At 42.2% G+C, this 22,638-nt stretch carries 22 protein-coding genes; all 22 read right to left on the bottom strand.

The features are described from left to right. Positions 1 to 118: 118 nt before the first annotated feature. The 22 genes from ileS to AC0VX1_RS07890 all read right to left on the bottom strand — a co-directional run bounded on the left by ileS (position 119) and on the right by AC0VX1_RS07890 (position 22,493). Positions 119 to 2,887 (bottom strand): isoleucine--tRNA ligase, encoded by a 2,769-nt coding sequence (gene ileS / locus AC0VX1_RS07995; protein ID WP_475471734.1) that lies wholly within the window; start codon positions 2,885 to 2,887, stop codon positions 119 to 121. Positions 2,888 to 3,282: 395 nt separating this feature from the next. Continuing rightward, positions 3,283 to 3,798 (bottom strand): DivIVA domain-containing protein, encoded by a 516-nt coding sequence (locus AC0VX1_RS07990; protein WP_034313857.1) that lies wholly within the window; start codon positions 3,796 to 3,798, stop codon positions 3,283 to 3,285. 85 nt (positions 3,799 to 3,883) lie between these two features. Next, positions 3,884 to 4,657, bottom strand: a complete 774-nt coding sequence (locus AC0VX1_RS07985) for a YlmH family RNA-binding protein (RefSeq protein WP_057278437.1) — start codon at positions 4,655 to 4,657, stop codon at positions 3,884 to 3,886. Between the two features lie 136 nt (positions 4,658 to 4,793). Then, a complete protein-coding gene (locus tag AC0VX1_RS07980) occupies positions 4,794 to 5,060 on the bottom strand; it encodes a YggT family protein (protein WP_034313862.1) in 267 nt (88 codons plus the stop codon). A 6-nt stretch (positions 5,061 to 5,066) separates the two neighbouring features. Further along, entirely contained in the window at positions 5,067 to 5,531 is a 465-nt protein-coding gene (locus AC0VX1_RS07975) for a cell division protein SepF (RefSeq protein WP_057278438.1), read from the bottom strand. Positions 5,532 to 5,552: 21 nt separating this feature from the next. After that, positions 5,553 to 6,224, bottom strand: a complete 672-nt coding sequence (locus AC0VX1_RS07970) for a YggS family pyridoxal phosphate-dependent enzyme (protein ID WP_413008728.1) — start codon at positions 6,222 to 6,224, stop codon at positions 5,553 to 5,555. A 2-nt stretch (positions 6,225 to 6,226) separates the two neighbouring features. Further along, positions 6,227 to 7,054 carry a peptidoglycan editing factor PgeF gene (gene pgeF / locus AC0VX1_RS07965; protein ID WP_057278440.1) on the bottom strand — a complete coding sequence of 276 codons (828 nt, stop codon included), beginning with the start codon at positions 7,052 to 7,054 and terminating at the stop codon, positions 6,227 to 6,229. 55 nt (positions 7,055 to 7,109) lie between these two features. Continuing rightward, entirely contained in the window at positions 7,110 to 7,379 is a 270-nt protein-coding gene (locus tag AC0VX1_RS07960) for a YlmC/YmxH family sporulation protein (RefSeq protein WP_034313870.1), read from the bottom strand. A gap of 228 nt (positions 7,380 to 7,607) precedes the next feature. Beyond that, the gene (gene sigG, locus AC0VX1_RS07955) at positions 7,608 to 8,387 is read right to left on the bottom strand and encodes an RNA polymerase sporulation sigma factor SigG (RefSeq protein WP_034313871.1); all 780 of its coding nucleotides are present in this window, start codon (positions 8,385 to 8,387) and stop codon (positions 7,608 to 7,610) included. A gap of 150 nt (positions 8,388 to 8,537) precedes the next feature. Beyond that, entirely contained in the window at positions 8,538 to 9,257 is a 720-nt protein-coding gene (sigE, locus tag AC0VX1_RS07950) for an RNA polymerase sporulation sigma factor SigE (protein ID WP_034313874.1), read from the bottom strand. Positions 9,258 to 9,315: 58 nt separating this feature from the next. Then, the gene (gene spoIIGA / locus AC0VX1_RS07945; protein ID WP_034313877.1) at positions 9,316 to 10,242 is read right to left on the bottom strand and encodes a sigma-E processing peptidase SpoIIGA; all 927 of its coding nucleotides are present in this window, start codon (positions 10,240 to 10,242) and stop codon (positions 9,316 to 9,318) included. Positions 10,243 to 10,613: 371 nt separating this feature from the next. Next, positions 10,614 to 11,771, bottom strand: a complete 1,158-nt coding sequence (ftsZ, locus tag AC0VX1_RS07940; protein WP_413008724.1) for a cell division protein FtsZ — start codon at positions 11,769 to 11,771, stop codon at positions 10,614 to 10,616. Positions 11,772 to 11,815: 44 nt separating this feature from the next. Continuing rightward, positions 11,816 to 13,114: a cell division protein FtsA gene (gene ftsA, locus AC0VX1_RS07935; protein WP_413008722.1), complete on the bottom strand. Its 1,299-nt coding sequence runs from the start codon at positions 13,112 to 13,114 to the stop codon at positions 11,816 to 11,818. A gap of 254 nt (positions 13,115 to 13,368) precedes the next feature. Then, positions 13,369 to 13,734 carry a small basic family protein gene (locus tag AC0VX1_RS07930; RefSeq protein ID WP_034313884.1) on the bottom strand — a complete coding sequence of 122 codons (366 nt, stop codon included), beginning with the start codon at positions 13,732 to 13,734 and terminating at the stop codon, positions 13,369 to 13,371. Beyond that, a complete protein-coding gene (locus tag AC0VX1_RS07925) occupies positions 13,734 to 14,444 on the bottom strand; it encodes a DUF881 domain-containing protein (RefSeq protein ID WP_475470664.1) in 711 nt (236 codons plus the stop codon). The genes AC0VX1_RS07930 and AC0VX1_RS07925 overlap by 1 nt, the downstream gene beginning before the upstream one ends. Positions 14,445 to 14,486: 42 nt before the next feature. Beyond that, positions 14,487 to 15,179, bottom strand: a complete 693-nt coding sequence (locus AC0VX1_RS07920; protein WP_057278443.1) for a DUF881 domain-containing protein — start codon at positions 15,177 to 15,179, stop codon at positions 14,487 to 14,489. Beyond that, positions 15,166 to 15,948, bottom strand: coding sequence for a cell division protein FtsQ/DivIB (locus AC0VX1_RS07915; protein WP_034313893.1), 783 nt, complete (start codon positions 15,946 to 15,948; stop codon positions 15,166 to 15,168). The genes AC0VX1_RS07920 and AC0VX1_RS07915 overlap by 14 nt, the downstream gene beginning before the upstream one ends. A gap of 130 nt (positions 15,949 to 16,078) precedes the next feature. Beyond that, entirely contained in the window at positions 16,079 to 16,987 is a 909-nt protein-coding gene (murB, locus tag AC0VX1_RS07910; RefSeq protein ID WP_063576912.1) for a UDP-N-acetylmuramate dehydrogenase, read from the bottom strand. A gap of 354 nt (positions 16,988 to 17,341) precedes the next feature. Further along, positions 17,342 to 18,448 carry a stage V sporulation protein E gene (gene spoVE, locus AC0VX1_RS07905; RefSeq protein ID WP_034313896.1) on the bottom strand — a complete coding sequence of 369 codons (1,107 nt, stop codon included), beginning with the start codon at positions 18,446 to 18,448 and terminating at the stop codon, positions 17,342 to 17,344. Positions 18,449 to 18,599: 151 nt separating this feature from the next. Next, positions 18,600 to 19,952, bottom strand: a complete 1,353-nt coding sequence (gene murD / locus AC0VX1_RS07900; protein ID WP_063576913.1) for a UDP-N-acetylmuramoyl-L-alanine--D-glutamate ligase — start codon at positions 19,950 to 19,952, stop codon at positions 18,600 to 18,602. Beyond that, positions 19,953 to 20,930: a phospho-N-acetylmuramoyl-pentapeptide-transferase gene (gene mraY / locus AC0VX1_RS07895; protein WP_475470661.1), complete on the bottom strand. Its 978-nt coding sequence runs from the start codon at positions 20,928 to 20,930 to the stop codon at positions 19,953 to 19,955. A 90-nt stretch (positions 20,931 to 21,020) separates the two neighbouring features. Further along, positions 21,021 to 22,493, bottom strand: coding sequence for a UDP-N-acetylmuramoyl-L-alanyl-D-glutamate--2,6-diaminopimelate ligase (locus AC0VX1_RS07890; RefSeq protein ID WP_413021512.1), 1,473 nt, complete (start codon positions 22,491 to 22,493; stop codon positions 21,021 to 21,023). Positions 22,494 to 22,638 lie beyond the last annotated feature (145 nt).

The following is a 22,638-nucleotide window of genomic DNA, read 5'->3' as shown; positions in this document are numbered from 1 at the left end:
CTGCTCCTTAAGAATATCGGGAAGATTGGATAAAGGCAAAATTCCACGATTGGGGTTTTAGCTTTCATTCACACAAAAAAGCCGGCCCTTCATATAGGGACCGGCATTTTTGCAGGAATTATTGATTCACGTAATGTTCTTTCACAACTGTAGCACAACGCGGGCAAAGTGTTGGATGATCCTCCACTTGACCTACTTCCTTCGAAACATTCCAGCAACGTTCACACGTTTCACCTTCTGCTTTTGTAACAAGTATCGCTATATCCTCAAGTTTAACCGCTTCGGCTGGGGCACTTGCCACATCTCCAGCGATTTCAAATTCGGATACGATGAATAGCTGTTCAAAGCTTTCCTTGATGCCATCAAGCAGATTTTTCGTTTCTTCATTAACATATACCGTCACTTTAGCATTCAGTGATTTTCCGATGACCTTCTGGTTCCGGGCCTCTTCCAATGCTTTCAGAACATTATCCCGGACATCCATGAACGCCGTCCATTTTGCTTCAATGACTTCAGCATCTTCAATGGAAATTTCTTCAGGCATCAATGTCAACTGTACGCTTTCTTCCGTTACACCCGGAATGAACGCCCATACTTCATCAGCTGTATGAGAGAGGATCGGTGATACCAATTTAGTCAAGCTGACCAATGATTCGTAAAGGACCGTTTGAATGGCCATACGCTCTTTCCCATTTGGTGCTTCACAATAAAGAATGTCTTTTGCATAATCAAGGTAGAACGAACTTAAATCCTGTGTACAGAAATTATTGACCATATTATAAATGGTAGCAAACTCATAATTTTCATAACTTAGCTTCGACTGTTTGATCAGTTTATTTAATTTAACCAGCATGTATCGATCGACTTCAGGCAATTCTTGAACAGCCACTTTATCGGTCTTAGGATTGAATCCATCCAAGTTCCCTAACAGGAAGCGGAATGTATTACGGATCTTGCGGTAAACTTCCGAAACTTGTTTTAAAATAGGATCGGAAACCCTGACATCCGATTGGTAATCCACCGAAGCTACCCAAAGGCGTAAGATATCTGCACCAAGTTGATTCATGACCTTCGATGGCAGTACGACGTTCCCAATCGACTTACTCATTTTACGGCCTTCGCCATCCAATGCGAACCCGTGGCTAAGTACACCTTTATATGGTGCTTTGCCTGTAACGGCAACGCTTGTTGAAAGTGATGAGTTAAACCAGCCGCGATATTGATCGGACCCTTCCAAATAAAGGTCAGCAGGGCGTTTCAAGTCGTCTCTTTCTTCAAGTACCGCTTGATGAGAAGAACCGGAATCGAACCATACGTCCATGATATCCGTTTCTTTCGTGAAGATACCATTCGGGCTGCCTTCATGTGCATAGCCTTCAGGCAGAAGATCTTTCGCTTCACGCTCAAACCAGATGTTTGAACCGTGTTCGCGGAATAGGTTTGAAATATGGTCGATGGTTTCATCCGTAATGATCGGCTCGCCATTTTCTGCATAAAACACTGGAATTGGTACGCCCCAAGCGCGTTGGCGGGAAATACACCAATCCCCACGGTCACGGACCATATTGAATAGACGCGTTTCGCCCCAAGCCGGTACCCATTTCGTTTCTTCAATCGCTTCCAGAAGTTCATTGCGGAAGTCCTTGATTGACGCGAACCATTGTGCTGTTGCACGGAAGATCGTTGGCTTCTTCGTCCGCCAATCATGTGGATAAGAGTGTGTGATGAACGTCAAGTTCAATAACGCGCCTGCTTCAGTTAATTTTTCGGTAATCGGTTTATTCGCTTGATCATAAAATAATCCGGCAAATTCCCCTGCTTCTTCCGTCATGACCCCTTTTTCATCTACAGGACAAAGTACGTCCAAGCCATACTTTTGCCCAATGATAAAGTCGTCTTCACCATGGCCTGGCGCAGTATGAACACAACCCGTTCCAGCTTCAGTCGTTACGTGCTCACCTAACATCACTAAAGATTCACGGTCATAAAGAGGGTGTTTGGCAACAGCACGGTCCAACTCGCTCCCTTTTACTGTTTTTTGGATGGACGGGTTTTCCCAGCCTAATGTTTCCGTAACCGATTCAAGCAGTGCCTCAGCAATTAAGAATTTTTCATTTTCGACAGCCACTACTACATAATTTAATTGTGGATGCAATGAGATACCAAGATTAGCTGGAATCGTCCATGGAGTTGTCGTCCAGATGATGATCTTGACGCCTTCATCGATCACACCTTTGCCATCTGTGACTTCAAAAGCAACATAGATCGACGCAGAGCGTTTGTCTTGATATTCAATTTCAGCTTCGGCTAGCGCCGATTCACTTGAAGGGGACCAGTAAACAGGTTTTTTCCCTTTATAAATGTAACCTTTTTTCGCCATTTCACCGAATACCTTGATTTGCTGTGCTTCATATTCAGGCTTCAATGTGATATAAGGATTTTCCCAATCACCACGGACCCCTATTCTCTTAAACTGCTCCCGTTGATTGTCAATCTGGCCATAAGCATACTCTTCACAAAGCTTTCTGAATTCGGCAACGCTCATTTCTTTCCGTTTCACGCCTTTTTTCGTCAATGCCGTTTCGATTGGAAGCCCATGTGTATCCCAGCCAGGTACATACGGTGCTTGAAAACCGCTCATCGATTTAAATCGGACAATGAAATCCTTTAAAACCTTATTCATTGCATGGCCCATGTGGATATCGCCGTTGGCATATGGAGGTCCATCATGCAAAATGAATAAAGGACGTCCTTCCGTTTGTTCTTGCACTTTTTTATAGATGTTCATTTCTTTCCATTTTTCTTGGATTTCCGGTTCACGCTTCGGCAAATTCCCCCGCATTGGAAATTCAGTTTTAGGCATCAATAAGGTATCTTTGTATTCCATCATAAAATCCTCCATCCGTCTTTTAAAAAAATTCATTCGAACCGATGACTTGATATCCGGCCAAAATAAAAAGCCCTCTCATCCCTAAAAAAGGGACGAGAAAGCTTTGCTTCCCGCGGTACCACCCTGGCTAGAAAGATTCACAAAAGTGAATCCAACCTCTCGAGCATTCGTAACGTGAATGAAACGCTTCATTTACTTACTGCAAAAGCAGGTTCAACTCAGAACTCAAGGGTGATCTTCAATATCTTCGCTTATTCCGGGCTTTCACCATCCCCGGTTCGCTAAAAATAAGTGTGTGAAGAATTTACTTTCCCTGTCATCGTCTAATTTCATAATGAATTGTATTGTTAAAAAATTATATGCGAAAAAAGTGTTCAAAGTCAAGGAATCGTTTAAATTTCCTCTTCCACTCTCTCATTTAATTCTATTTCAGTCGCATCCACTTCATAATCCAGAAGATGATCCCAATCGTCATTGTCCAGCAAATCCAGCTGTGCACCGACAAGCATTTTGAAACGTGTCCGGAATACTTTGGATTGCTTTTTCAAATCTTCAATATCCATCGCTATTTTCCTTGCTTTCACAAGTGACTCATTTACGATCCTGTCAGCATTTTTCTCTGCTTCCTTTATGATCAGTTTCGCTTCTTTTTGGGCATTGCGCCTTAATTCTTCGGCTGCTTCCTGTGCGACAATAATCGACTTGTTAAGTGTACCCTCAATTGTCGTAAAATGTCCCAAACGATCAAAAGTCTCGTTCAGTTTATCTTCAAGTTCCTTCTTCTCCCTCAAAATCAGTTCATAATCTTTAATGACCTGGTCGAGAAATTCATTTACTTCATCTTCATCATACCCTCGAAATACTTTGTTAAATTCCTTGTTATGTATATCTATCGGGGTTAAGGGCATTACGGCACCTCCAGAACGGTTTCTACTCTAGTATGTTAAAACTCTATATTCGACAATAAATTTATGATTCCTGCTTTTTCTTGAATTATTTTTGTCTGCCTAACGAGATTCTCCACTTATCCTTCTTGGTTTTCCCATCGATTGAAGCTATTTTACATCTGCCAAAACCTCTGATGGAAAGTGTGTCACCCTCACGGCATTCTTCCGAGACGTTTTCCGTTTGCTTGAAATTCACCTTTACTTTTCCTGACGTTATCAAGGACTGGGTTTTTTGACGGGACAAATTCAGGACGGCCGATAGTACACTGTCAAGCCTAAGAGAACTGACGGTGGTTACTTGCTCTTCCCATTTTTCCTTAACTTGAACGATATTCCCGATTGGAAGCCGTTTGATGGAAACGGAAGCATTACCTATTTTCTCCAGATTTCCAGTGAGATATGAATCCATCTCTTCGGCAGCTATAAATTGAATATCCTCTTCCGTCACTATTATATCACCAAATTTTTCACGTTTTACCCCTAGTGACATCAAGGTTCCAAGTATTTGCCTATGTTCAAGCGTTACAAATTTTTTTGGATAGGAGATATCGTATAAGGAGATATTGAAATCAGATGGTTCAGGAGAGTAATAATCAGGGTAAATGAGCACACGTTTTCGCTCTACGAAATCGCTCCCGCCATTGAATTGCAGTTTCGCTTCCGGATCATTCCCTATAAGGGAAGTAAGGATTTCCTGCTGACGCGGATCAAGAAAATCAGATAGTTTCGGAGCGTAGGAATGTTTAACCTGATCAATCCAATTCATGGCCTGGTCGATAAAATCTTTTTCCTCCGGCCTGAAATGCTGATAAATACTCATGATTGAATAAATGCTCCTTAGTTATCAAATTAATGGTCGATCATATGGAATTGATTGAACTCATTCTGCGTTGAACAACTACACAGCGGAAATTGTTCCGACTGTGTAGTAATATGCATGTCAGGTTAATTGTTGATCATCCAATTAATGTCTGTAAGTAATAGATTCCATAACCGCTGGCAAAATTAAGAACCAGCAAGGCCACAAGAGGTGAAAGATCAATCATGCCAAGTGGCGGAATGAACTTTCTGAACGGTTCCAAATACGGTTCGCAAATTTTTTCCAAAAACTGACCGATTGATGTCTCCCTTGCATTGGGGAACCATGACATCAATATGTAAACGATTAATGCCATTGAATAAATTTCAATTAAATAATATAAACCCTGAAGCACTAGACCCATTAACCATTACCACCTCGCTTCTTCGTACTCCTCTTCGGCGGCGAAGCCGGTAATATTACCGGAAACATCGACGTTGTCCGGGGTACATAAGAATATATCTGTTCCTATTTTTTGGATATCCCCGCTGATTGCATAGACAGTCCCACTTAGAAAATCGATGATTCGCTTTCCTTGGTCATGCTGGATCCGTTGAAGGTTCACGACTACTGCGCGCCTGTTTTTCAAATGATCAGCTACCTCCTGGGCTTCTGCATAAGCACGCGGCTCCAATAATACTACTTTAGAAGATTTTTGTACGCTTTGCAAACTTACGATATTCTGATTGGTATTATTCCCTGCAGAAGCGGACTGCTGCTGTTTAGCTGACTTCACGACTTTTGGTTCAGCCTCCTCTTCTTCCACCACTTCTTCCCTGTACTCATACTCATCATCCAGCGCGAAATAAGATTTAAATTTTGATACGAACGACATCTATAGCGTACCTCCTTAAAATTATTCGCCTACAAGTGCTGTACCAATCCGGATCATTGTGGCGCCTTCCTCAATCGCAATCATGAAATCATTGGACATACCCATGGACAATTCAGTACAGGGGGCATGCTTCAACTCCAAAGCTTGTATTTCAGCCTGGATGCCTTTCAGTTTCCGGAAGCATTCCCGCAAAACCCGTTCATCATCGGTCAATGGAGCCATCGTCATCAATCCTGCAACATTCACCTTATCAAAAGCAGATAACCCTTTTATGAAATCAATAGTCGCCTCTGGATTCAGACCATGTTTTGATTCCTCACCAGATACATTCACCTGGACTAAACAGTTTATCGGCTCATTAGCGCGTTTTTGAATTTCTTCTGCCAAAGAAATGCGATCCAATGAATGGATATAGGAAATTTTATCGATGACATTCTTAACTTTGCGTGTTTGCATGGAACCAATATAATGCCAGTTTGGCTTGTCCTTCAACACTTCATATTTAGCCAATAGCCCTTCGTCACGGTTTTCGCCCAAATCAAGTATTCCCGCTTCCAATGCTTCATTCGCTCTCTCGACCGAAACATATTTCGTCACTGCGATCAACTTTATCGCTTCACGGTCCCTTCCACTATTTTCACATGCTATATTTATTTTTTCTTCGATGTTTTTTAAATTGTCCACTACTTTCACTGTTACTCTAAATCCTCCTTCCAACCGATAAAACTCATCAATCTGCCTGTCTTCCCGTTATCACGGCGATGTGAAAAAAATAATTCATGATCACAGCTTGTACAGTATGATGTAACGTCGATCTGACTATTTGGAATTCCTGATTTTTGAAGAATCAATGCATTAAGTTGCTTAAGGTCTAACTGATATTGTCCTTCACTGATTAAATTATAGGGCTTTTCGTCAATATCTACCAGCAAATTCTGCACTAAATCCATGACATAATCATCAACTACATAGCATTTTGAACAAATCGAAGGTCCAATAACAGCAAATATCTCACTTGCTTTTATACCCTCATTCAGCCATGCCTCAACCATCTTTCGTGCAATCCCATTAACCGTGCCCTTCCAGCCAGCATGTGCCACCCCAATCATACCATGAGCCGGAGCAAGAAAGTATAAGGGCACGCAGTCTGCATAGCAAAGGGTCAATAGAACGTTTGGGTCCTTCGTATAGAATCCATCAGTCGCTTTAAAGGCTGAATCATAATCCGCAGCACCTCTCCCGCAATCGCGGCTGGTAACCTGATGGATATTCGTTTCATGTGTCTGCTCGGCCCCTATCCATTCATTAAGCGGAAACATCAGCTTATCGGCTATAATCCTGCGGTTTCCCTGGACATCACCAAGTTTATCCCCGACATGAAAACCGGTATTCAATGTTTGAAAATCACCTGTACTGACTCCCCCATTTTTTGTGGTGAAGCCCGCTACGAGCTGGAGATTTTTTTGTCTCCAGCTGTCAATGAGCATATATTGGTCTTTTATTAAAACAAATGGCTCTTTCATGCTATAAACCTCTTTATTTTTAGTCTAGTGTATCATATATTTGCGCCATGCACCTTTAAAAACGTTCATCTTTCAGTTCTCCTTGAAATACCGTCTGATGTTCAACAAGTATGACATCCGCACCGATCTTTTTTATTTTCCGCCATGGAATCACAATGTCTTGTTCTCTTCCAAAAAAGCCCATTAATCGGGTGCCATTTGAAACGACGATGGCCTCTATTTTCCCCGTGGCCGTATTTATTTCAAGGTCTGACATATTACCCAACTTCTTCCCATCCGCTATATTGACGATATCCTTTATTTGAAATTCTGAAATCCTGGTCACATCACTCAGCTCCTCAAAAATTCATCATAGATGAAGGTCCTATTCCTATGTATATGACAAGATGCGCTCAAGGATGAAGATTACGATAAATAAACGTCCCCGATTCACGATCCCTTCCGGAAGGGATTTTCAACAAAATAAAAAAGCCGCAATGGATAAGTAGCTATGAAGCGGGTATCGACATTTTTGCCCTGCCCGCTTCAGCTAACTTTTTCTCATGCTCAGCTTCTACTGTTGGATATTTTTATTCATTTGCTTGATTGCCGCTTTTTCCAAGCGGGAGACCTGTGCTTGTGAAATGCCGATTTCCTCGGCTACCTCCATTTGCGTCTTCCCTTGGAAAAACCGTTTGCGAAGGATCATTTTTTCCCGGTCATTCAACCGTCTCATGCCTTCATTTATAGCTATTTCATCAATCCAGGTACTATCTTTATTTTTTTCATCACTCAGTTGGTCGAGTACATAAATCGGATCCCCGCCATCGTTATAAATCGGTTCAAAAAGTGAAACTGGATCTTGTATAGCATCTAGTGCAAAAACAATTTCTTCATGAGGTACTTCCAACACCTTGGCGATTTCTTCAGCTGTCGGCTCACGAAGGGTCTGGCTTATGAGCTTTTCTTTTACCTGCAAAGCTTTGTAAGCGATGTCTCTTAAAGAACGGGATACCCGAATCGGATTATTGTCACGAAGATATCTTCTGATTTCTCCAATAATCATCGGTACAGCATACGTTGAAAACTTAACATTTTGACCTAGGTCAAAGTTATCTATCGACTTCATCAACCCTATACAGCCTACCTGAAATAGATCATCTACATACTCTCCCCGATTGTTGAAGCGTTGAATGACGCTTAGAACGAGTCGAAGATTCCCGTTTACCAGTTTCTCTCTTGCTGAAATATCGCCATCTTGCAGTTCTTTAAAGAGTTTTCTCATTTCTTCATTCTTTAAAACCGGTAATTTTGATGTATCCACACCGCAGATTTCAACCTTATTACGAGACAAAATTATTCCCTCCTCACAGGAGCGCTGTACAAAAAACAGTATTTCCGCGGGAGGAAAAAATATGCACATGGCTAGAACAGAAAATCCCGATTATTTTTCAATATTACTACCGAAGTATTGATTTGATTGACATTTAAGCCCTTTATTTTTTTACACCATTTTATTAAATTCTTTACGAAGCCTCTTAATAATCCGTTTTTCCAAACGCGAAATGTAAGATTGGGAAATCCCCAGCATGTCGGCAACGTCCTTTTGGGTTTTTTCTTCTCCTCCTGCAAGTCCAAAACGGAGTTCCATTATCTGTTTTTCACGTTCCGATAACTGTGTAAGTGCTTTTGTCAGCAACTTACGGTCAACGTTTGCCTCAAGGTCTTTCGTGATAATGTCATCATCCGTTCCAAGTACATCGGATAACAATAGTTCATTTCCATCCCAATCAATATTCAGAGGTTCATCAAAAGAAACTTCAGAGCGGATTTTGTTATTTCTGCGTAAATACATCAATATTTCATTCTCGATGCATCTCGATGCATATGTAGCCAGTTTTATTTTCTTCTCTGGATTGAATGTATTCACAGCCTTGATCAAACCTATGGTACCTATGCTGATTAAATCTTCAATGTTGATGCCTGTATTTTCGAATTTCCTGGCAATATAAACAACCAGCCTTAAATTACGTTCAATCAAGATCGAGCGTGCAGCTTCATCGCCATTTGGTAATTTATTGATCAGTATTGCCTCTTCTTCCTTTGAAAGGGGCGGCGGCAGTGCCTCACTCCCTCCTATATAAAATATTTCGTCCGTTTTCAATCCGAGCTTGAACAATAGTTTGTACCAAAAGTAAGTAAGCCGAAGAATGAATTTCTTCAAAATAATTCTCCCTTCTAATAAACGGATTATGGGTCAAATTCAAGAGTGAATCGATGGTTCAGGAGGCAGTTTGCACCGGTATGCCGGTTAACATCTTCGGGTGAACGATAGATTGATAGCTATTGTCGGGAGAGAGTTGTTGAAAGGTAAACGAAATGAGACCCTGCTTGACATGAAATTCTTTTTCTCCTTGAACGATTTTAATATAATCGGGTTTGATTGCGGTTAACAGCTGATGTTCATGACCTACGACTTTATAAGGGATGACACGCATTCTTCCTGTCCATGAATATTCGGGCTGCACTTCCTGACTAATCAGGGTATCGGGGTTTTTAAAGAGCTCTAGCATATCATTCGGAATTCCCGTTTCCGCGCCTGAAAGAGAAATGATCATTACTGGGGAACGTGTAATCGGGTCATATAGTTGATTGCCGCTATCCACCAATCCATGAAACGTTCCTTCAAAGTCAGAAATTTTAACCGAGACCGAAACCATCTGTTCATGTGTAAGCTTGGTCATTTCCATCCCTTCTAATGTTCGCTTGGAAAATTGCCATGCGAGCGGGAACCCGATCATGACGAATATCCAGCTGACAGGGTCGCCAAAACGATTGATTCCGGCATATTGACCAGGGTCCTTGGACACGATTTGGAATTCAAATAGGTAGTGAAGTCCCAGAAGGATTCCTCCCGATAAAAATGTCACAAAATATAAAGTGGCCACCGATTTCACGAAAAGTTTTAGCCTATTAAACCCAAAGGTTGCCAGCACCATGACCATGGATACTAAAATCTTCATGTATACCCGGTCGGCAATTGCATAAAAAGGAGTGAATGCCAATACGATAATGAAGGAACCAATCAGTCCGCCGATGCACACCCGCCAAAGAGCTACCCTTCGTTTGAGAATGATTGCGGTCCAATATAAAAGGAGGCAGTCAAATAACCAATTCAATAACCAGATCACATCTAAATATAAAGTCAAACACCCTCCCCTCCTTATATGAACTAACCTTCCACTAGCAAAAAGTATAGCGTACCTGCCCTAAGAAAGTGTGTCACTTTTTGTACTGAAAACTTAAGAGTTTTTCAGTCATTTTTACCCTTTTTGTAGAAAATCAGCTATTGATATTTTCAATACTGTCTTAGAGACTATCCTGCTCCCTTTTACTTCTGTCGATTTATGTTATAAAAGTTTAATAATTTCTCTCTCATCTTTTTACATTAATGAATGGAAGTGAGCAAAAGATGGAAGCTCCTTTCTGCCCAGGCAACATCCAGCACAATTCCGTCTAGGGATGCATTTTATTAACGACAAAAAACCGTCCCCAAATGGGAACGGCTATGACGTTGTTATTAACGGCGTCTATTACGGTTACGGAGGAAGGTTGGAATATCCAAAGCCTCATCGCCTTGATTGGCATTACGTGCAGGCTGTTCATTGACTTCTTCCCTCTTCACTTCACGCTTCACGTTAGACTGTGGCGTTTGTTGTGTCTGAGGTCTTGATTGCTGCTGCTGTCCGAGTGTTGGACGTCCACTAGGCCGAATTGAAGCTTCAACCTCGTTAAAGCCTGTAGCAATTACCGTAACGACGATTTCATCTTTAAGGTTTTCATTGATAACAGAACCAAAAATCATGTTGACGTCTTGATCGGATGCTGTAGCCACGATATCGGCCGCTTCCTGGACTTCAAAAAGACTTAGGTTCGTACCGCCGGTAATATTCATCAGTACACCTTGGGCGCCATCAATCGATGTTTCAAGCAACGGACTGGAAATGGCTTTTTTCGCCGCTTCCGCTGCACGGTTTTCCCCGGAGGAAATCCCGATTCCCATAAGAGCGGAACCTTTGTTGGACATGATCGTCTTCACATCGGCAAAGTCCAAGTTAATAAGACCTGGAACAGCAATTAAATCTGAAATCCCTTGTACACCCTGGCGAAGTACATTATCCGCTTCACGGAATGCTTCAAGCATTGGCGTGCTTTTATCGACGATTTCAAGGAGGCGGTCGTTCGGAATGACGATCAGTGTGTCAACCGATTCCTTCATGGATGAAATGCCGCCTTGTGCCTGTGTTGCACGTTTTCGGCCTTCGAAAGTAAATGGACGGGTAACTACACCCACTGTAAGGGCCCCTAGATCTTTAGCAATGCCCGCTATGACAGGAGCTGCCCCCGTTCCCGTACCGCCGCCCATTCCAGCCGTTACGAATACCATATCGGCACCTTTAAGCGCTTCTTCAATCTGCTCTTTGCTTTCTTCAGCAGCTTTTTTTCCTACCTCTGGATTGGCACCTGCACCCAAACCGCGTGTAAGCTTCCCACCGATTTGCATTTTGATTTCTGCTTTTGATAGATTAAGAGCCTGTGCGTCAGTATTGACAGATATAAACTCAACACCCTGTACACCATGCTCGATCATTCTGTTTACCGCATTGTTTCCGCCGCCGCCAACACCTATTACTTTTATCGTTGCTAATTGTTCTAGATTAGAATCAAACTCCAACATGACAATCCTCCTATTTTGACGAAATTCCCGATTCTTAATGATTGTTATTCAAAAAAGTAACCCAGGATTTTTTTGAATTTAGATTCACCTTTTTCACCTTGTTTTTTAGCCATGTTCTCTTTATTTTTCTGAGAAACCTTCTGGCTGCGCTGGTCGTTATCTTCTTGAGCTTGTCCAGCTGCTACAGGAGTTTTATTAGCGGTGTTTTTTTGCATTCTCTCTTTCTTGCATGCGTGTTTAATCAAACCAACAGCCGTGGTGTATTGGGGTTCCCTAACACCGATGTAATTGGGTTCAGCTGTCCTTACTCGGTTTTGGAACACATATTGAGCTAGCTCCAGGACACCCGGCATCTTGACGACGCCCCCGGTCAACACGAAACCACCCGGTATATCCTGGAAGCCAAGTCTCTTCAAATCATCTTGAATCAACTCGAATATTTCGGTCACCCGCGCTTCAATGATATCCGAAAGCATTAACTGGTTGCAGGTCTGTTGCTGATCGCTGCCGATGATCGGTATTTGGAATACTTCATCTTCAGACGCGTCATCATAATAGGCATGTCCATGCTTTACTTTTATTTTCTCAGCTTCTTCCATAGTCGTCCTTAGAACGATGGAAAGGTCCTTCGTAAGCGTTTCCCCGCCTATAGGTATCACAGACGTATATTGTAAATAGCCTTGTTCGAAAATTGCCAGGGTCGTGGAACCTCCGCCAATATCGACAAGTGCCACACCAAGTTCTTTTTCATCCTTGGATAAAACAAGGGAACCTGCGGCTAAAGGCTGAAGGGCGATATCGGTTATTTCCAATCCTGCCCTTTCCACGCAGCGCAGCGTATTATGTAAAATTGTCCGAAGACCTGTGATTAAAATCCCTCTCATTTCCAACCGGACACCTATCATGCCCCGTGGATCACTGATTTCATCAAGTTCATCAACTTTGTAGTGAATCGGCACCACGTCGATGATTTCCCTGTCGGATGGTATCGTTATTAACTCAGCTGCTTCCCTGACACGGAAAACGTCATGCTCGGTAATCTCTTTATTGTCACTGGATACCGCTACTACCCCATGACACGGCTGAAGCGTCACATGATTTCCACTTATGCCGACGATTACCTTTGTTATCTCCATCCCTATCATCCGTTCTGCTTGCTCTATAGCCTTTTGAATGGATTGGACGGTTTCATCTATACCGACGATCGAACCCTTTTTGAGCCCTTCTGATTTAACATTTCCTACACCGATTATATTTAATGTGTCATTGACCATTTCCCCAATGATAACTTTTACACTGGATGTACCGATGTCAAGACTTACGTATATTTCGTTGCTGTTCATTCCATGGCACCTCCTTCAGTTTATACATGTATTAGTAGAATAACATTTTTATATCGAAGACTTATACATTATAGAATAACAGAACTGTTTACAACAACTGACGAATTACATAGATAAGCGTTTCATTTTGTATTTCCCGAACAAAACTCGTACTTTATGGTGCATATTGTTCGCTTCTCTACGAGACTGATTTACTAAAAAAACTAGATACTGCCATAAACTATTCGTCATTTATAACTTAATTCCCTTTAAAATTATAGATTTTTTTTCTGCTTTTTCCGGGAAATGGACCATTTTTCAATCAGGATCCTTCTAATCAGGGCAATATTTTGAAAGAGCCTGACACCGAATACAAAGATTGCGGCTAAATATAAGTCTACACCAAGATGTACACCTAGAAAAGCCAAACCTGCTGCTAAAATAATATTAAAGAAGAATCCTGTTACAAATACAACTTCATCATAAAGATTTTGCAAATGAGCCCGTATCCCCCCAAATAATGTATCAAAAGCAGCAAGCACGGCTATGGAGAGATAATTTGAATATTCATGGGGAATATCAAAATCCACCAAAAAACCAAGGGTGATTCCAATCAACAGACCAAAAACTGAAAGCCACATCACGATTCCCCCCCATCCATAATGGGCTCCATATGTTCCACGTTAATAGCATTTTGGTAAGCCGGCAATGTCAACTCGCCGGAAGGCACCTTAATCTGCACTTCAAAATTGTCTATAAAGAAATCATCCATAAGTTCGGAACCTTCAATGCGCTGCTTCAGTCTCTTTGGATTCACGGTTATTGCCTGCATTTCGACCGGGTAATGAACCAGAGGGTATCCGTCCATTTTCGGCTGCCCATTAATATCACGAATAACCGATGTTGATATATACCTTTGTCCTGAAATGGAAATTTCGTCAGCGCCATACCTATACATTTCATTAATGAGCCGAATGATCAATACTGGTGAAATATACTCGACCTTCTCACCAAGAAGGATATCGGCTTTGATAGGCTGTATAGATACGACTACCCCATTACCTCTTATTTCGGTCAAACCTGCGTCAGTCTTCAATTCGGTCAGGGTGTCACGCAAGACTTCTTCTTTACTCTCATTTTTCTTTGTTTCATAAGATGCTATTTTTCCCTCAAGCTTACTGATACCCTCTATTAATTCCGCCTGGGTCTGCTGTTCTTTCAATAAATCATTTTTCAGTTCCCACATATCCCTTGTATCGGATACGACAGGCTGATTCACCAAATTGAATTGAATAGCGAGCATGAAGCCAGCAATCAACGTTACCAAACTAAAAGAAAGCTTTTTTTTCATTCCAGTTTCTCACCAATCTTTCATCGAATCCGGCGGTCACGATCACCCTCCAATAATTGGATCAAAAATGATATTCTTTTGCTTTTCCACTGTAAAGATAATATTCTCATTAACCAGCTGTTCCTTGATGCCACCCGGTAAATCCAGTGAAGCACCCAGGACTTCCGGGTCCCCTATCGCAGATATGATGAAGGGAGCAGGATGCTGATGGCCATCGATTGTAATAACAGGCCCATTACAGATTATGTATGAATCATGATTTAACCTTTGGCCGTTAATCGCAACAGCCTCTGCACCTGATATGTATAATTCATTGACGACCTTGAAGACATGCTGTTCATGGACGAGGTAATTATTAACATTGGCTTCTGATTCCATATCTGTACCATCTTCAAGCGTCACCTGAAGGCCTGAGCCTTTCACTTTCACTTTTCCGAGAAACATTCGGTATTTTTCCGTTTCCTTTGCCAAATTGAAAAAAAGCTGCTTTTCCTGAGCTAGGTCTTTTTCTATTTGGGATACATTTTCTTGCTTCTGGAGGAGTTCCTTCTGAAGTTCCCGGTTCTGCTTCTCTTGTTCGATCAGCTGCTGCCTGAGCTCATATTCCTGGTCCCAGGCTTTGTCCTTCCCTGCACCTTCACCTTCTTTGGTCAGATTGTAAGAGAAGGCAATCATGAATCCGAGAACCACGCAAACCAGGGGTAAAACCACCCGGTTGCCATTAATTTTCCTCATTGGTGTCTTCCTTTTGTTCAGCGTCTTCATATGCTTTAAAATAAGAACCCACTTCCAGATCGATGACTCCCTTTACATTTGGATCCAGCTGGCTGACTATCGATGGATAGTGAATCATTTTCTCGTATAAAGTCCGGCTTGTCGCACTTACTTCAAACCCATCGTTCATGAACATGACGATATGGTATTCATCGGTTTTTGTAGGAGCGTAATGAATTTCCGAAATGGCATTCTGAATCTCGACAGGAAGCTTGTCCAGCTCTTCTAAAAGCAACTTTAATGCTTTACCCTCTTTGAAACCAATTAAAACAGGGGCAAATACTGGAATTTCTCCTGTTGCTAACTCCTCTAAAACGGACCCGTTTTCCAAAATGGGTGCAAACTTCCCATTATTGGACAGATATGCCATCCTGTTATGTTCCGAAACCGTAATTTTAATGGAATTAGGAAATACCGGTGTCACCTTAACGCTTTTTATTTCTTGATTTTTTTTGATATTGGCTGCCGCTGTCCCTGTATCAACCTTCCAGATGCTTCGATCCTTCTTCACCTTACTCAATTTAATGATCTGTTTGGAAGTAATATAACGATTCCCCTCTACCTGCACGGATTTCACATAGCTCAACGGGGATAGGAAATATAGCACACAAGCAACAAGAATGAAGAAAAGGGACAGCAAAAGAACAAGTCGCCTGTTTGCTTTGCTTTTTCTTAATTGTTTTAATTTCGGGATGCGGTCCTCAATGGAAACGATTTTTCCCTTTTCCATCCCCTTCACCTCTTCCTGAAAAAATGGATGGTTCTTGACAGTGCGAAATCAAGACAAACTCAATATTATGTTCTTAACAAACTTTAAAGGTAACACATTATATCACAATATTTGGATATAATGAATCCCGTTATTTTCTTCCGATAATTTCCACTTCTGTTTCCATTTCAACTTCAAATTTATCATATACAGTATCCTTCACATGCTGTATCAAAGCTTGAACATCCGCTGCACTTCCATTACCTGTGTTAACGATGAAGTTCCCGTGCATCGGTGAAATCTGGGCTCCGCCAATAGAATGTCCCTTCAGGCCTGCATTCTCGACCAATTTACCAGCATGGTGTGGAAGTGGATTCCTAAATATGCTCCCGGCACATGGAAGATTATATGGCTGGGTATCTTTACGATAATTCTTGTTATTTTGCATTCTTTCAACGATTTCGGTTTTATCCCCCTCTGTCAATTGAAAAATTGCTTCCAGTACGATACCGGGTCTTTTCTTCTGAAGCAGAGAAGTTCGATAAGAAAACTCCATTTCCTCTTTCGAAAGCCAAGCCAGAGTTCCATCTTCAAAAAGAACATGTGCCTGCTTGAGTATTTCACTCATATCGGAACCATGTGCACCAGCGTTCATATAGACCGCTCCGCCGACGGAACCAGGAATCCCACTGGCAAATTCCAATCCTGCATATCCTTTTTTACTGATTTGTACGGAGAGGCTGACAAGTGATACCCCAGCTCCTGCTTTGATCTCCGTCCCATTTATCTCGAGATGATCAAGTCCTCTGCCCAATTTAAGCACGGCACCTTCAATTCCGCCATCACTGACCAGCAGGTTCGAGCCCCTGCCGATCACCCTCCACGGCATCCCATTTTCTTTGATGACCTGCATCGTTTTTTCTATATTTTCAATGGATGACGGCACGATGAATAAATCAGCCGGCCCCCCAATTTTCATAGTTGTATGATTGGCAAGCGGTTCCTGTTCAAGAACTTTGCCGATCTTCATTTCAGTTAATTGCTTTATCACATTATCCATGATAAACCTCCTTGTTGTTCCAAAATTCCAAGTTATAATTTTCATTTCCTCTTCCATGAGGTCACTTATATTACAAGATTAATAACGCCTTTTTAGCAGAAAAATGAACAGAAGCAAGCCCCAGTACGGCCTAACCCTCTTATACTATAGTCTAAACAAAGACGTATTGCCAATATTTATTGTGGATTCCCCAACATTCATACATGGTAATATTTAAGCGGCATTTCATTTATTTCTAATTTTCGGCAAGCCCCCCAAAAAAATCGTTTTTCCTGGAAGGGTTTTCAACGTAAAAAAGGGAATCCCTGCGTTCAACAGGACTTCCCTTTTGCCAAACCACATTTTTTTCTTATTTCAGAACCTCGAATATCGGCTAATATTCAGGAGCACCCCAATCGCCATCAACATGAGCGTCAGCGATGAACCGCCATAACTTAAGAGGGGCAAGGTGATACCCGTAACCGGCATAAGTCCCGTTACCACCCCTATATTGATCATCACTTGAATGGCGACCATTGCAATGATTCCTACCGCTACAAGGCTCCCGTATAAATCAGGGGCACCAAGTGCGATCCGAATGCCCCGCCAAAGCATTAGCGCAAATAATAAAATGACAAGAGAGCCCCCGATGAAGCCAAGTTCCTCGGAGAGTATGGCAAAAATGAAATCAGTCTGCGGTTCGGGTAAATAGAAAAACTTTTGGCGGCTTTGCCCGAGTCCCAATCCGAACAACCCCCCTGGCCCGATTGCATAAAACGATTGAATCATCTGAAATCCACTGCCCAAAGGGTCTTCCCATGGATCCAGAAAAGACGTGATCCTTTTTATCCGGTAGGGCGCTGACAAAATCAGACCGATAAAACCTGCTACCCCAATTAGCCCCAAGCCGACAAAATGACTGATTCTTGCCCCGGAAATAAAAATCATGACAATGCACGTTCCAACCATTACCGTTCCCGTTCCAAGGTCTGGCTGTAACATGATCAAACCAAATGCCAAAAACACTAAACCCAAGGATGGAAGCATCCCTTTTTTAAAGGAGGTGATCAGCTTTTGCCGTTCTGATAAAAACTTAGCTAAAAAAGCGATCATCGCCAGCTTCATGAACTCAGAGGGTTGGACCGAAAAAGCACCTACACCAATCCAGCTCCTCGAACCATTTCTCGCCATCCCTATACCTGGTACAAGCACAGCCAGTAACATAATGAAACAAATGATGATAAGGATTTTGGCCCATGTCCGCCACGTCCAGTAATCCACATTCATGATGAAAAACATGGCTATGACACCGACGCAGGCAAAAAGCAACTGCCTTTTAGCAAAATAAAACGAATCATCAAATTTATATGTTGCCCAAATGGCACTCGCGCTGTAAACCATGATTAACCCAACAGTCAAAAGACTTAAGGTGACGATAATGAGAATGAGATCAGGATTCGATTTTTTTAATGGCACGGACATCCACCTCTAGGAAGTTTTTAGCCTACGAATATAAACATCAGTGCTGATTGCTTGTCAGCACTTTAGTCAAAAAAAAAGCGATAACGGCTCATTATCGCTTTTTTTCATGGTGTCAACGTAGAAGCAGGTTCACTTCTCTCTGCGAAAGCTCTTACTTAAGTTTATGCACGGCCTCCATAAACATGTCTCCTCTTTGCTCAAAAGTTTTATATTGATCCCAGCTTGCACAAGCCGGGGAGAGAAGAATACAATCGCCTTCATTTGATAATTCAAATGCAGCCGGTACGGCCTTTTCTACATTATCGACACGTTTTATATTCGCTATTCCTATTTCTTTGGCTACCCGTTCAATTTTTTCCGCCGTTTCGCCAAAAGTTATCACGGCTTTGACATTTTTCATCGCCGGTTTCAACTCATCAAATTCATTTCCGCGATCCAGACCGCCTGCCAATAAGATGACCGGTTCCGTAAAGGATGTTAACGCTTTGGATGCTGCAAGAATGTTCGTCGCTTTCGAATCATTATAAAATTTACGGTTATCGATCGTTGCCACGAACTGCAGACGGTGCTCCACACCATAAAATGTTTTCAATACAGTCTGAATGGCTTCATTAGCTACACCCTTAAGCTTGGCCGCTGAGATGGCGGCTAGTACATTTTCCAAATTATGCTTCCCGGGAAGGGCTATCTCTGAAACTTCAATGATTTTTTCCCCTCGGAAACAGGCGGCACCATCTTCCACATAGGCTCCATTCTCATGTTTCACTTCAGCTGAAAAAGGTACAAGTTGAGCCTTGGTCTCTTTCGCCATGGATAAAACAAGATCTTGATCTGCATTATAAATCATGAAATCTGATGCTATTTGATTTTTCGTGATGGCAGCTTTTGCTTCGACATATTCCTGTTTGGAACTGTGATAATCCAAATGTGCATCATACAAATTTGTCACGATTGAGATTTCAGGACGAAATTCGTCTATTCCCATTAACTGAAACGATGATAATTCTATGACGATCGAGTCATCTGGTTTTGCATGTTCAGCAACACCAGATGCCACTGTCCCGATATTACCGGCAATCAGCGGGGATTTTTCACCGGACTTCAACATTTCGTATATCAATGTTGTCGTGGTCGTTTTCCCATTTGTACCAGTGATTCCTATGAAAGGTGCTTCACTTATCTGGTAGGCCAGTTCAACTTCCGTGATAACAGGAATCCCTTTTTCCAATGCCCCTTTTACGATAGGGTTCCGATAGGGGATTCCCGGATTTTTCACGATCAGCTCGAACCCCTCATCCAGAAGCTCGATTGGATGACTGCCGCAGATGACTTTGATTCCCTGTTCAAGAAGTCCTTGAGCCTCAGGATTTTCCGATAATGGCTTCATGTCATTAACCGTCACGAAAGCACCTAATTTATGTAGAAGCGAAGCCGCCATCACTCCGCTTTTTGCCAAACCCAATACTAATATCTTTTTCTCTGAATACTTTGCAGTCTCTTTCAATTATATCCACACCTCTAAATAGATTCCGAGTACCGCACACAGCAGCCCCACTGTCCAGAAAGTGACGACGACACGCCATTCCGACCAGCCGGAAAGCTCATAATGGTGGTGAAGCGGACTCATTTTAAATATACGTTTACCAGTCGTTTTAAAAGATCCTACCTGAAGGATGACCGAGAGCGTTTCAATGACGAAGACTCCGCCAATGATTACCAGGAGGATTTCAAGCTTCGTTAACAAGGCGATGGTTGCGATCGCTCCCCCAAGGGCCAAGGAGCCCGTATCCCCCATGAAGACCTTTGCCGGGTGTGCATTGAATACCAAAAATCCGAGTACTGCACCGACAACCGCCACCGAAAAAATGGAGACATCATATTGTGACTGACTCCAGGCCAAAATGGCAAAAGCACCAAAGGCAATGGCTGATGTCCCTGAGACAAGTCCATCAAGCCCATCCGTCAAATTGACGGCATTCGAAAAGCCTACCAGCCAGAATATAACGATGAACAGATAAAACCAGCCAAAATCAAAAGAAAAGTCAGTGCCTGGAATCGTCAATTCAGGATTAAAACGGTCTGTCTGCTTGAAGACGAAGTAAAAGATGACCGAAATCACAATTTGTCCAAGCAGTTTTTGCTTGGAAGTCAGTCCCAGGTTACGCTTCATGACCACTTTGATGAAATCATCAAGGAAACCTAATAAACCAAAACCTAAAGTAACGAATAATAATAAATACGTTTCGGTTGAAGGTGCCGAAAATTTCAAAGTCATGACTAGTGTAGCGATGGTAACAGATAATAATATGACCAAACCGCCCATGGTGGGTGTTCCCGTTTTTTTCAAATGCGATTGCGGGCCTTCTTCCCTAATACTTTGCCCGAATTTCAATCTTCTTAAAAACGGGATGAAAATCGGCGAAAGAAGAACGGTTACTAAAAACGCCACCAAAATCGTATAAAAAATCACTTGTTCCAACATTCCTTATTCCCTCATTCCTAACACAATTCAAATATTAAATTCTGCTTGATGTCTTTTCCTATTTTGTTGCAGGGCAATTTCAGCATTGGTTCAAACTGAACCCAAACGACTTTGAATTGCCTTTTCCGCTTCCTCACGGTCATCGAAGTGAAGCACTTCGTCACCGACCAATTGATAGGTTTCATGACCTTTTCCAGCAATTAATATAACGTCGCCCTCTTCCGCCTTGGAAACTGCGTAAGCTATCGCCTGCCTGCGGTCTTCAATAACCGTATATTCTTTGCCTGCTACACCAGCTTCCATATCCCGGAGGATCTGGGCAGCATTTTCACTGCGTGGATTATCCGAAGTGAAGATCGGGTCAGTCGCCAAGCTGCATGCAATTTGCGCCATGATTGGACGCTTTGTCTTGTCTCGGTCCCCGCCGCAGCCCACTATCACGTAAATTTTCTTTCTAGCAAACTCACCAACAGTCTTCAGAACATTTTCCAAACTGTCCGGAGTATGGGCATAGTCAACAATGACCGGGAAGTCCTGATTCGCTGAAATGAGCTCAAAACGGCCTGCAACACCTTTTATATCCTCGATGGATCTAATTGTCTCATCCAGATCGTTACCGGCGCACAAAGCAGCAGAGATGGCAGAGAGTACATTATAAACACTGAATTTACCAATTAGCTTCAGCTGAATGTATCGCTCTTCTTTACCTGCTGTCAAGGTGAACGATGTGCCATTTGCATCAATTTTTATATCTTTGGCCATGATATCCGCTTCATTGTCTATGCCGTATGTAACGACTGTAGCGGCAGTCGCCTTAATGAAATCGGCAGTTGCCTCATCATCAGCATTAAGCACAGCATATTTAGGGCGATTTTCTATGTAAGCATTGCCAAGCTGTGAGAAAAATAAGGATTTTGCCTGCCTGTATCTGTCCATGGTTTTATGAAAATCCAAATGATCCTGTGTGAGATTCGTAAAGACGGCAATATCATAATCACAGCCATGGACGCGCCCAAGCTCAAGTGCATGCGATGAAACCTCCATAATGGCCGTGGAGACGGATGCTTCGGCCATTTCATGAAAAGCCTTCTGCAGTGTAACGCTATCTGGCGTCGTATTCTTGGTTTCATATACCGTATCGGCGATTTTTGTATACATCGTGCCAATCAAGCCTGTTTTTTCATGTCGATCCTCGAAAATCTTTTCCAATAAGTGACTGGTCGTCGTCTTTCCATTCGTTCCTGTAATTCCGATCAAGCGCATCTTTTGAGTCGGATGGCCATAAAATGCATCGGCAAGAACCGCCATCGCCCTGCTCGAATCCCTGACTACGATCACGGGAACATCGAGGTCAAGCGGCCTTTCGGCAATGACTGCTGCAGCTCCATGCTCTACAGCAAGTTGGGCAAAATCATGACCATCGACTGTATAACCTTTTATACAAACAAATAAACTTCCGTCTATGACTTTACGGTTATCATTTTCAATGGAGGTGATTTCAGGATTTTCTCCTTCATACGTAAATAAGGAGTGTAAATAAGATAGTAATTTGTGAAGCTTCATTTTTCCATCCCTCTCAACTTAATTTGAGGATTCATTATATGTGATTAGCCTTGGCTTGTCGAGAAACCAATTTCAATTATACGGGGTTATCCCGACTCCGTAAACAAAGCGGCTGATGAATCTTCAGCCGCTTTAACTATTCATA

The sequence above is a fragment of the Peribacillus sp. QJM3NY_7 genome (assembly GCF_056173225.1).
This window is presented reverse-complemented; position numbering and strand designations above follow the sequence as displayed.